This window comes from Ferrovibrio sp. (assembly GCF_002796975.1).
Lineage (GTDB): Bacteria > Pseudomonadota > Alphaproteobacteria > Ferrovibrionales > Ferrovibrionaceae > Ferrovibrio.
In genome coordinates this window covers 33,448-44,841 of record NZ_PEKV01000018.1, presented here as the reverse complement: position 1 = coordinate 44,841, position 11,394 = coordinate 33,448, and the positions used below count along the sequence as shown (strand labels likewise).

Below are 11,394 nucleotides of genomic sequence, written 5' to 3'. Positions count from 1 at the left end.
ATCTGCCAAATTGACTTCCGCGCGGCAGCCCCTAAATTGCTGATCGAATGTCGCAAATTATTGGTAAACCAAGCGTAAACGATCCCAAGAGCACCGTATGACCGAGATCGCGACCCAGACCGGCAATTCCGCTGCCCCCACCGCTCCCGCCAGCGGCGAGCTGGGTCTGACCGCGTCTGCGGCCCGGCGAATCCTGAAAGTGGCCGAGTCGGAAGGCAATCCGGCGCTCGGCCTGCGGATCAGCGTCTCGGGCGGCGGCTGCTCGGGGTTCCAGTACAGCTTCACGCTGGATGCCGACGAAACTCCGGACGACGTGGTGATCAGCCGCGACGGCGCCCGCCTGCTGGTCGATACCGTGTCACTGGAATACCTGCGTGGCTCGGAACTCGATTTCGTCGAAGACCTGTCCGGCGCCGGCTTCCGCATCAGCAATCCGCTCGCCACCTCCAGCTGCGGCTGCGGCAATTCCTTTGCGGTTTAAACCCTAGGCGCAGCCACCGCCCTGGCCGATACTCGCGGCCATGAGAATCGCCACCTGGAATGTCAATTCGGTCAAGGCGCGCCTGCCCAATGTCACCGGCTGGCTGCGCAATGCGAAACCCGATGTCTGCGTGTTGCAGGAAATCAAATGCCAGGATCCGGACTTTCCGCGCCTGGAATTCGAAAGCCTCGGCTATCACGTCACCAGCCACGGCCAGAAAAGCTATAACGGCGTCGCTTTCCTGAGCCTGACCAAACCGGACGATGTGCGCATCCGCCTCGCCGGTGACGACACCGACGAACAGTCGCGTTACATCGAGGGCGACGTCAACGGCGTCACCGTCTGCGGGCTGTATCTGCCGAACGGCAATCCGCGTCCCGGCGAGAAATACGAGTACAAGCTGCGCTGGATGGAGCGGCTGCGCCAGCGCGCCATCGCGCTGCTCGGCTCAGGCCAGCCCTTCCTGATGACCGGCGACTTCAACATCTGCCCGGAAGATGTCGATGTATACGATCCGGCCGGCTGGGCCGAGGACGCGCTCTGCCATCCCGACAGCCGCCGCGCCTGGCGCGCGCTGTGCAATCTCGGCCTGACCGAAGCCTGGCGCGCGCTGCATCCGCGCGAGGTCGAGTACAGCTTCTGGGATTACCAGGCCGGTGCCTGGCCGCGCAACAACGGCCTGCGCATCGACCATTTCCTGCTCTCGCCTGCACTGGCCGACCGGCTCGTTGCCTGCGAGATCGACCGCGGCCCGCGCGGCCAGGAAAAGGCGTCCGACCACACGCCGGTGGTCTGCGAGATTTCCGCCTAGTCGGCTTCGATGCGGTCGACGCGATCGGGATAAAACGCCACGAAGCCGCCGATGCGCGATACGGCCGTGTTGGGCTCCTCGTAGCTCCAGACTGCATCCTTCGCGCGTTTGCCATCGACATCAAGATGGAAATACGACGCCTCGCCCTTGTAGGGACAATGGCTGGTGTGGTCGCTCGGGGTGAACAGGCGCCAGTCGCAGTCGTGGCGCGGAATGTAATAGACCGGCGGATAGTCGGCTTCCTGCAGCCGCACGGCATTGGCGGTGTTGGCGATCAGATGACCGTTGAAGGCCACGCGCACGCGGCCGGGAAACTCGTCCACCGTGATCGGATGCTTTGCGTCGGGCTCAAGCTGCTTTTTACCGCGGCTCTTGCCTTCAAGCTTGGCCTTGGCAGCCGCCTGTTGGGTATTGGCCATCATCCGTCCCTCCGCGCTGTTCAGCAGATCGAACTAGGACAACGCGGGACGGAGGCAATGGTTCACCCCTTCGTCGTCCCCGCGAAAGCGGGGATCCAGAACAACGGCCCGACTGGGTTCCCGCTTTCGCGGGAATGACGGATCTTTTCTTATTTCAGCAGCTCATACGGCCCGCCGGTGTCCAGCGCCTTTTTGAAGGCCGGCCGGGCATGGATGCGATCCAGAAATTCCAGCACCGCGCCATGCCGTTCGCGGCTGAGGCTCATGCGCGCATTCGCCGCTTCGAGCGGGAAGCTCATCATGATATCGGCGGCCGACATCGCGTTGCCGGCGAACCAGCCGCCATTCTGCTGCAAGGTCGTGTTCCAGTATTGCAGATGCTGCTCCAGCTGCGGGTCGGTGACTTTCGCCTGTCCGGTGGCGGCGATCTTCTTGACCAGCGGCCGCAGGAAGAACGGCACCCCCATCGGCATGCGCAGGAACACCAGCTTGAGCAGCAGCAGCGGCATCGCCGAGCCTTCGGCGTAATGCAGCCAGTAGGTCTGCTGGCGGCGCGCATCGCTCCCCACAGGCGGCTGCAGCTTACCGGCGGTATCGTAAGTCTCCAGCAGGTATTCGACGATGGCGCCGGTCTCGGCATAAATGCGGCCGTTGTCTTCGATCACCGGCGACTTGCCGAGCGGATGTACCTTCTGCAGCTCGGCCGGCGCGCGCATGGTGGCCCTGTTGCGCTCGTAGCGTTTCACCTGATAGGGCACGCCGAGTTCTTCGAGCAGCCAGAGCACGCGCTGCGAGCGCGAATTGTTCAGATGATGGACGGTGAGCATGCGAATCCCCCTCAGCGAATAGCGCGCCGATACTACGAGGTCCGCCCCCTCCGCAACAGGGGCGCCAGCCCGATCAGACCCAGCACCGGCCCGGGCAGCAGAAGCAGCCCTGTGTAAGGCCCGAGCAGCGGCAGCAGCGCGGTGGCCAGCGCAATCGCCACGGCGGTGATCGCAAAGCCGATGGCATTCTGGATCGCCAGCGCGCTGCCCACCGCTTCGGGCGGACAGGCGGCGCCTGAGAGCGAGGAAAACTGCGGCGAGTCTGCCGTCACGGCGAAACCCCAGACCAGCAGCAGCACCAGCGGCAGCGGCCATGCCAAACTGTCGCTGAGCAACGGATAGAGCAGGCAGCAGGCGCCCGACAGGCCGAGCATGAGCGCCGCCACCCATGCGCTGCCGATGCGCCGGCTCAGCAGCCCGCCCAGCACGCAGCTCAGCGCGCCGATCCCGATCACGGCGAAACACAGCAGCGACACCGCGCCGGCGGCCAGATCCGGCTGCGCGATCAGCAGCAGGAACGGCAGCACGGTCCAGAAGGCATAGAGCTCCCACATATGGCCGAAATAGCCAAACGCCGCCGCGCGGAAGGCCGGGAGGCGGAACGCCGTCAGCACCGCACGACCGCTCAAGGGTTTTGCAGTGCCGCGCACCAGATACGGCCCCTCGCCCAGCCACAGCACCGCAACGCCGCCAAGCAGCGCCAGGACGGAGGCCGCAGCCACCGCGATCTGCCACGGCACACCGCTGCCCGCGCCCTTGATGCCATGCGGCAGGGCCGTGCCCAGCACCAGCATGCCGATGAGAAGCCCGAGCGCGTTGCCGGTGGCGCCGCGCGTCCAGCCGATCACCAGCTTCATGCCGATGGGATAGATGCCTGCCAGCGCCATGCCGGTGAGGCAGCGCAGCGCGAAGGCCAGCGCATAGTCGCGATAGAGCCAGATGAAGGCGGCGTTCGTGGCCGCGCCGATCAGGCAGGAGACGAAGAAGATGCGATGCGCGGCGAAACAGTCGGCCAGGCCGGAGAGCGCAATCAGCAGCGTGCCGGCGATGAAACCGATCTGCACCGCATTGGTGAGCCAGCCGATATCGCTGGCCGACAGCCCGAGCAGAACCTGCAGGTCGATGGCGGCGGCATTGAAGGAAAACCAGAGCGAGGTGCCGAAGAACTGCGCCACCACCAGTACCGGCAGCGCGCGCGAAGACTTCCTGTCGGCTGTTCCGGTCATCGTTTCTCCGCATAACCCTTAAGTATTATGAATTAAATCAACGGTTTGTGAGATGGACCGCGCTGGACAACTTACCTATCAGTAGGTAAGCAGGCAACATGATCGTCGACACCCGGCACCTGATTCTCGACAAGGCCGAAGTGCTGGTCCGCACGCGCGGCTACACGGCCTTCAGCTATGCCGACCTCGCCGCCGATCTCGGCATCACCAAGGCGAGTGTGCATTATCACTTCGCCGCCAAGGAAGACCTGGTGCTGGCAATCTTCCGCCGCTGCATCGAGCGCAGCCGCGCGGCGCTGGCGCAGATGAAGCACGACCACAGCGATGCGCGCGACCGGATGCGCGTTTATGCCAACAGTTTCCTCTTCGCGGTCGAGAGCGGCATGATGCCGGTCTGCGGCGCGCTGGCGGCCGAACGCATGGTGCTGCCGCCCAGCAGCTATCCGCTGATCCAGGACTTTTTCCAGATGCAGATCGACTGGCTGACCGAGGTGATCGCCGAGGGCGTCACTGCCGGCGTGATCGCGCCGCCGATGCCGCCGCAGCAGGCGGCCATGGTGGTGTTCAGCGCGCTGGAAGGCGGCACGATGATCGCCTGGGGCATGGACCGCACATCGATGGTGCTGACCGCCTTCAAGGCGGTGCTCGACTGCATGCAGGCGCCTGTCACGCAGGCGCCGACGAAAACGACCTCTGCAACGGTTGGGAAGCCGAAGCCAGCTGGTCAGGGCGGCACGCGCAAGCGGGCCACATCACGGAGCGCAGCCCAGGCTGGAGGACCGCTCGAATGACGTCGACCTGACCGCACGCGCCGTGACTGGCCGGGCTGCGCAGCGATAACCCGCGCGCGCCCGCTTCCCGCAAAAACCAATCAGAGATCGAACATGACGAACAAGCATACCGGCGCCTGCTTCTGCGGCGCCGTCGAGATAGAAGTGTCTGGCGAACCCGAAGCGATGGGCTATTGCCACTGCGCCTCCTGCCGCTCCTGGTCGGCCGGCCCGGTGAATGCCTTCACCTTGTGGAAGCCGGAAAACGTGAAGGTGACGAAGGGCCAGGACTCCGTCGCCACCTTCGTGAAAAACCCGAGCAGCGAACGCCAGTACTGCAAAAAATGCGGCGGCCATCTGATGACCGGCCATCCGGGCTTTGGCCTCACCGATGTCTACGCCGCCACCATTCCGTCTGTGAAATTCCAGCCCGGCGTGCATGTGAACTACGCCGAGACCGTGCTGCCGATGAAGGACGGCCTGCCGAAACTGAAAGACTTCCCCGCCGAACTCGGCGGCAGCGGCATTGCCGTTGCCGAATGAGTGAGGTGATCGGCCGCGCGGCGTAACGTAACGCTGCACGGCTGAACCCAAGCCTGTCCGGCCCGGCTGAAAGCGCTCCGTGGGCCGGACAGGCAGGGTTTTATAAGGAAATGAGAGATAATTTAGACTCAGATTCACGGCATAGAGACCGGCGAATCGTGTCAGTTGCGCTGCACGCAGGACAACGTCGGCGAGCCGTACCGGCACGGGCACATCTGCTGATGAAGGAGTGGAAGGAAAAACCCACCAAGCCTTCATCTGATTTTTGGGCGCAGCGCCCTCTCAGCTTTGTGTGTCAGCGTCAGTTCAAGCAAGAGCCTAGTAGAATCATGCAAATGAGAAAGATCGTCATCAAAAAGCAAATCCTTAGCACGCTCCTTGCTGCGCTCGGGACTGGCGAGATCAAAAAGCCTAATAGTTTCAGCTCCCTTTTGAGAAGCATTCACCGGCCGAACTAAAACCGCCATTTCCGCCCCCTCAAAAAACAGATGCTCGTCCGGCTTGTCTAAGTAGGGATGAACAATATTAAACTTTGTCGCTTTATAAGACCGACCCTTTTGGGCAACCGGGTCGAAAGTTTGTTTCCTGTCGGAATTACAAGTTGAGCAAGCAAGCACGATGTTGAGAGGATGATAGTTGATGACTGTGATAAGGGCATCTGTATAGCTCCCTAAATTTCTCGTAGAAAATCCCCCTCGTCTCCGAGCAATTCTCTTCTCAACTGAACCACGAGGGTCGGCAGAAATACTGTTTAGCTCGTCACGAGAAATGCGTTGGAAGCCTATTGCGATCTCTGCTGCAGGAAAGAAAGGGCCTATCCATTCTTTAAAAAGGCGAAATTTTTCTTCATCCTCACACAAGGCGAGAAAGGCCTCACTAACGGTTCTGTCCATTGCGCCGGTTGTGGTGAGATTTGTTCCCTGCCGAACCCCCAGATACTTGTAGTACTCCTCGGTTTTTTTCGAGGAATTTGAGGTGGAGCTGGAAAAGTGGAATCGATCACGAACTAAATTGGAGATTGCTAGAACTTTAGTCGGTAAGTAATTCCCCCAAAATCCATAAAAGGGGTAATCATTCTCGGTTCCTGCAAAGCCGAGACTGACATCTACACAAGAAAAACCGCTAGATTGTTCTATTTTTAATCTTTTCTGCGCCGTTTTTCCTGCCGATCTTTCGTTTTCGAGCATTGCCGTTACATATGCTGCGCAACTGGCAAGAATTCTGCTCTTACTTGTTCCATTGACTCCCATAAGAAGAGTGATGTGTGTCCCCACATCGATCTTCTCTGCCATTAATCTGACTGTTTTTTCGCGTCCATCGTCAAAACGGAAACGAGCCCCCCGCAACTGAAACATTTAAGCGCTTCCCCTTAAGAGTTCTGCTGTGCCTACAAAGATACTCCCTCAAATATGCGCCGGCTTCGCCCCGCCTGATCCGCCGCCATTGTCGCCCACTGCACTCGCCGCCATACGCAGCACTTCCCTATAGCCGCCGCGCAGTTCCATCTGGTCGCGCAACCCCTTCCCCATCAGCACACGATGCGCCGCCGGCAGTTTCCAGCAGGGCAGGCTCAGCAGCAGATGATGTTCGAGGTGATAGTTCACCCAGTAGGGCGCCAGCAGCAGGCGCGCGATCGGGTTCGCATAGGTCGTGCGCGTGTTGCGCAACGGATCGTCGTTGTCGGGCACCACGGCATGTTCGGCGATATTGCGGATGCGGCTGACCAGCTGGTACCAGGTGAGCAGCGGCAGCAGCCACAACACCGGCCAGAGCCACCACAGGCCGACGGCGCTCATCGCCGCGAGCATCAGCGCATTGGTGATGACGAAGCCGACCAGGCCGCCTTCTTTCAGACGCGCGTAACGCTCGCGCCAGCTTAAGCCCGGCTCGGCACCCCACGTCATCATAATCTGCTGTTTGCGGCGCGTGACACCGGTATTGCCGGTGATGTCGCGCCAGATCTTGCGCTTCAGGCTGGTGCGGTTGATCGGGAATGGCGCCGACAGCACAAGGTCGGGATCGTCGGCCTGCTGCGTGTGGCGATGATGTTTCAGGTGATAGGGCCGGTAGAGATGCAGGTCGGTGCCCACCGGAAAGGCGCAGAGCCACTGCCCGGCGAATTCGTTCAGCCGGCGCGTTCTGAACAGCAGGCCATGGGCGGCATCATGCATCAGGATGGCGAGGCCGAGCTGCCGCCCGCCGATCACCATCACGGCCAGCAGGAATGTCAGCGGATTGGGCAGCCAGACGAACAGCGCCATGGCACCGGCGATCAGCGCCCAGGCATGCAGCACCAGATACGCGCCCATCCAGTCCGAGCGCTGGCTGAGCGTCCTGATCTCGTCCGGGGTGAAGACTGTCCGCGCCGTGCTGCTCACCGGCCGTTTCCTCGCGTTTGTCGTTGGGCAAAGTCTAGGCGATTCCCGAAACACCGTCATGTGCGGGTTCGCCGGCGTATACTTCCCCAACACCGTCATGCCCGGCCTTGTGCCGGGCATCCATCCCGTCTATCGGCACGTCGGACCCTGCCGTTATCGCGCGGTCGGTCCGACAGATGGATGGCCGGGACAAGCCCGGCCATGACGGCTATTGAAAATTGCGTAACCCCCTTGAAATCAGCCAGTAAGTTCCACATATGTTCTTATTGGCTCTCCGTCTGCCTGCATGCGTATGCGGGCCCTGGCGATACGCGCCGTTACGGACCGATAGCCGCCGATAAGACGAACGAACCCAAACGAGTACCAACGAACACCAACGAGCACCAAACGAAGCGAAACGAACGCCAACGAACACGAACGAGCGCAAACGAACAGCCACGAACCGGAACGAAGCGCTGCGACGCCCTTCGATGCTGCATTCAGTCGTATGCAGTGGTCAGAACGCCCGCCCCTAAAATGCTCTTCCCTTGGGCGCCAGCTTCATCCCGCGCCGCAGCTTTTTGTAGGGCAGCGTCTCCGCTCGTTCGATGAAGGCGCCGGGGCTCTCCACGTTGAGGATGTCATGCGCGATGTCGGTGAAGTCGCCGCGGAAATGCACCGTGCTTTTCACGCCGACGATCTGGCGTTCGCCGGGCTCGATGCCGAGATGGCGGTACTGGTCCTTGTCGGCCGCCTGCACACGCGCCGAGGCGATCACCAGGTCGACGCCGTTGACCTGCAGCCGTGCCATCAGGCCGAGGTCCATTCTGGTGCCTTTGTAGAACGGCCCGGTGCAGAGGAATTTTCCGCTGCCCAGTTTCGCCACCTTGAAGCGGCTGCGATAGGGCCGCGCGCCCTCGACATCGAGCAGCTTGCCGCCGACGCTGACCTCGATCTCGCTGCCCTCGCCGGCCTGGTGCGCGATCTTTGCCACCTCGGGGTCATACAGCAGGCCGAGCGTGGCATCGGGCACATGCTCGGCGACCAGGGCCGCCAGCAGGCCCGTCGTGTCGCTGGTCGCGCCGGTGCCGGGATTGTCCTGCACATCGGCCAGCACGATGGATTTGCGCGCGCCGCCCTGGATCAGTTTGCGCGCCCGGTCGATGGCGTCGCGCGGGCTCAGCAGGTTGAGTTTGAACTCCGCCTCGCGCTCGGTGATCTGGCGGGCGAAATCGTCGGCCGCCTTATCCGCTGCCTCCTGCGTGTCGCCATAGGCGATCACGGTCGGGCCGCAGTGATGGATGTCGGCCGGATGGAAGCCGGGGCTGAAACTGAGCGAGCTGACGGCGCCGCGCTCCATTTCGCCCAGCGTGTCGTACAGGCTTTTACACGGCTCGATGAAGGTGCATTGCGCCGTCAGGGGGATCAGGAAGGGAATCTGCCGGAAGGCCTTGGCCTGTTTTTTCCGCTCGCCTGTCAGCAGCTTTTCCATATGGCGCAGCACGCGTGCGCCGGTCACCGCCATGTCGAGATGCGGATAGGTGCGATAGGCGATCATCACGTCGGCATGCTGCACCATTTCCGGCGTGACATTGGCATGCAGATCGAGGCTGACGCCGATCGGCATGTCGGGACCGACAAGGGCGCGCACGCGGCGCAGCAGCTCGCCCTCGCCGTCTTCATGCGCCTCGGTCACCATGGCGCCGTGGAGATCGAGATAGACCGCGTCGATGCGGCCCTTCAGCGCGGCGATGCCATTGACGATCTTGCCGGCGACATACTCAAACGCCTCGGTGGAGACATAGCTGCTGGGTGCGGCGGCGGCCCAGACGATCGGATGCAGCTCCCAGCCCTTCGGCTTCGCCGCATTCATGAAGCCGCCGATGGGAATATTCATCGGCGAGAAAACCTCGACGATGTCCCTGCCCTCGGTCAGCGGCGGCCAGCCCTCGCCTTTGATGAACAGGTCGAGCGTCGCGCGCGTCGGCGCAAAGGTATTGGTCTCGTGCTGGAAGCCGGCAATGGCGATGCGATAGGTCATGTATATCTCCCCGGTGTCATGGTCGGGCTTGTCCCGGCCATCCACGTCTTCTCTTCAGACAAAGGCGTGGATACCCGGCACAAGGCCGGGCATGACAATGTTGTATGAAAACCGCCGCGCCTAGATGTCGGCGTATTCCGACACTTCTTTGGCGCCGCCGGGATGCGTCACCGCGCCGTCATGGGCATCGCCCACGGTCTGGGCGTATTTCCACAAGGTGCCCGACTGGTACGCGGTCTTGCGCGGCTTCCACTTCTTCTTGCGCGCGGCGAATTCCTTCGCCGAAACATCCACGCTCAGAATGCCCTTCACGGCATCGATGGTGATGATGTCGCCGTTTTTGATCAGGCCGATGGGGCCGCCGACCGCAGCCTCAGGCCCGACATGGCCGACGCAGAAGCCGCGCGTACCGCCGGAGAAACGCCCGTCGGTGATCAGCGCGATCTTCTCGCCCATGCCCTGGCCGTAGATTGCCGAGGTGGTGGACAGCATCTCGCGCATGCCCGGACCGCCCTTGGGGCCTTCGTAGCGGATGACGATCACGTCGCCTTCCTTGTACTTCTTGGCCTGCACGGCGGCAAAGGCGGCTTCTTCGGAGTCGAACACCCGCGCCGGACCGACATGCTTCAGCCGGCTCATGCCCGCCACCTTCACGATGGCGCCGCGCGGGGCCAGATTGCCCTTCAGGCCGACCACACCGCCGGTCCTGGTGATCGGATTGCTGATCGGCCGCACCACATCCTGGTTCTTCGGGAAAGTGACGCCTTTCAGATTCTGCTCGATGGTCTTGCCGGTCACGGTCAGGCAGTCGCCATGGATGAAGCCGCCTTTCAGCAGCTCGTTCAGCACCACCTGCACCCCGCCGATCTCGTACATGTCTTTGGCGACATAACGCCCGCCCGGCTTGAGGTCGGCGATATAGGGCGTCGACTTGAAGATCCTGGCGACATCATCGAGGTCGAAGCGGATGCCGGCCTCATGCGCGATCGCCGGCAGATGCAGCGCGCCGTTGGTCGAACCGCCAGTGGCGGCGACGACGCGGGCGGCATTCTCCAGCGCCTTGCGGGTGACGATGTCGCGCGGACGGATGCCGAGCCTGATCAGCTCGACAATCTGCTTGCCCGAGGCTTCGGCATACTGGTCGCGCGTCTCATACGGTGCCGGCGCGCCGGCCGAACCCGGCAGCGCCAGGCCGATGGCTTCCGACACGCAGGCCATGGTGTTGGCGGTATACTGGCCGCCGCAGCTGCCGGCCGACGGACAGGCCACGCATTCCAGTTCGTGCAGCTCGGCCGCATCCATCTGGCCGGCGGCGAACTTGCCGACACCTTCGAACACGTCGATGACGGTGACATCCTTGCCGCGGAAACGGCCGGGCAGGATCGAACCGCCATACATGAAGATCGACGGCACGTTCAGGCGCACCATGGCCATCATCAGGCCGGGCAGCGACTTGTCGCAGCCGGCCAGACCGACGATGGCGTCGTAGCAGTGGCCGCGCACGGTCAGTTCGGTGCTGTCGGCAATGACTTCGCGGCTGATCAGCGATGACTTCATGCCCTGGTGACCCATGGCGATGCCGTCGGTCACCGTGATGGTGGTGAATTCGCGCGGCGTGCCGCCATTGGCCTTAACGCCCTTCTTCACCGCCTGGGCCTGACGGCCGAGTGTGATGTTGCAGGGCGCGGCTTCGTTCCAGGTGGTGACGACGCCGACGAAGGGCTGGGCAATTTCCTTCTCGGTCATGCCCATCGCGTAATAGTAGCTGCGATGCGGGGCGCGCTCGGGACCGACCGTGACATGCCGGCTCGGCAGCTTCGCCTTGTCGAGTTTCGGATTGGCCCGGCCGCTCCTGGCCTTTTTCGGCGCGGCGGTCTTCTTCTTGGTTGCCATGGCTGCTGGTCCCATCCCTTGAGGCA

11 protein-coding genes are annotated in these 11,394 nt (G+C 62.4%); 4 read left to right on the top strand and 7 right to left on the bottom strand.

What is annotated here, in order from left to right:
- The first annotated feature begins 97 nt into the window (after nucleotides 1–97).
- Both erpA and xth read left to right on the top strand, forming a co-directional pair.
- Nucleotides 98–481 carry an iron-sulfur cluster insertion protein ErpA gene (erpA, locus tag CTR53_RS18680; RefSeq protein ID WP_290817083.1) on the top strand — a complete coding sequence of 128 codons (384 nt, stop codon included), beginning with the start codon at nucleotides 98–100 and terminating at the stop codon, nucleotides 479–481.
- A gap of 40 nt (nucleotides 482–521) precedes the next feature.
- On the top strand, nucleotides 522–1,292 hold the full coding sequence (gene xth, locus CTR53_RS18675) for an exodeoxyribonuclease III (protein WP_290817080.1): 771 nt from the start codon (nucleotides 522–524) through the stop codon (nucleotides 1,290–1,292).
- Here the strand turns inward: xth and CTR53_RS18670 are convergent.
- From CTR53_RS18670 to CTR53_RS18660, 3 genes are all read right to left on the bottom strand, one after another.
- Complete coding sequence (locus tag CTR53_RS18670) at nucleotides 1,289–1,714, bottom strand: DUF427 domain-containing protein (protein ID WP_290817077.1); 426 nt, start codon at nucleotides 1,712–1,714, stop codon at nucleotides 1,289–1,291. The genes xth and CTR53_RS18670 overlap by 4 nt on opposite strands.
- 146 nt (nucleotides 1,715–1,860) lie before the next feature.
- Nucleotides 1,861–2,538 (bottom strand): glutathione S-transferase, encoded by a 678-nt coding sequence (locus CTR53_RS18665; RefSeq protein ID WP_290817074.1) that lies wholly within the window; start codon nucleotides 2,536–2,538, stop codon nucleotides 1,861–1,863.
- A 32-nt stretch (nucleotides 2,539–2,570) separates the two neighbouring features.
- On the bottom strand, nucleotides 2,571–3,764 hold the full coding sequence (locus CTR53_RS18660; RefSeq protein ID WP_290817071.1) for a nitrate/nitrite transporter: 1,194 nt from the start codon (nucleotides 3,762–3,764) through the stop codon (nucleotides 2,571–2,573).
- A gap of 98 nt (nucleotides 3,765–3,862) precedes the next feature.
- Here CTR53_RS18660 and CTR53_RS18655 point away from each other — a divergent pair, with 98 nt between their 5' ends.
- A complete protein-coding gene (locus CTR53_RS18655; protein WP_290817068.1) occupies nucleotides 3,863–4,555 on the top strand; it encodes a TetR/AcrR family transcriptional regulator in 693 nt (230 codons plus the stop codon).
- Between the two features lie 93 nt (nucleotides 4,556–4,648).
- Nucleotides 4,649–5,077: a GFA family protein gene (locus CTR53_RS18650; RefSeq protein WP_290817065.1), complete on the top strand. Its 429-nt coding sequence runs from the start codon at nucleotides 4,649–4,651 to the stop codon at nucleotides 5,075–5,077.
- A gap of 254 nt (nucleotides 5,078–5,331) precedes the next feature.
- Here CTR53_RS18650 and CTR53_RS18645 read toward each other — a convergent pair whose 3' ends face one another.
- From CTR53_RS18645 to ilvD, 4 genes are all read right to left on the bottom strand, one after another.
- Nucleotides 5,332–6,432 (bottom strand): hypothetical protein, encoded by a 1,101-nt coding sequence (locus CTR53_RS18645; RefSeq protein WP_290817063.1) that lies wholly within the window; start codon nucleotides 6,430–6,432, stop codon nucleotides 5,332–5,334.
- Nucleotides 6,433–6,480: 48 nt separating this feature from the next.
- Nucleotides 6,481–7,455, bottom strand: a complete 975-nt coding sequence (locus CTR53_RS18640) for a fatty acid desaturase family protein (RefSeq protein WP_290817060.1) — start codon at nucleotides 7,453–7,455, stop codon at nucleotides 6,481–6,483.
- A gap of 511 nt (nucleotides 7,456–7,966) precedes the next feature.
- On the bottom strand, nucleotides 7,967–9,475 hold the full coding sequence (locus CTR53_RS18635; RefSeq protein WP_290817057.1) for a M81 family metallopeptidase: 1,509 nt from the start codon (nucleotides 9,473–9,475) through the stop codon (nucleotides 7,967–7,969).
- 120 nt (nucleotides 9,476–9,595) lie between these two features.
- Complete coding sequence (ilvD, locus tag CTR53_RS18630; protein WP_290817055.1) at nucleotides 9,596–11,368, bottom strand: dihydroxy-acid dehydratase; 1,773 nt, start codon at nucleotides 11,366–11,368, stop codon at nucleotides 9,596–9,598.
- Nucleotides 11,369–11,394 lie beyond the last annotated feature (26 nt).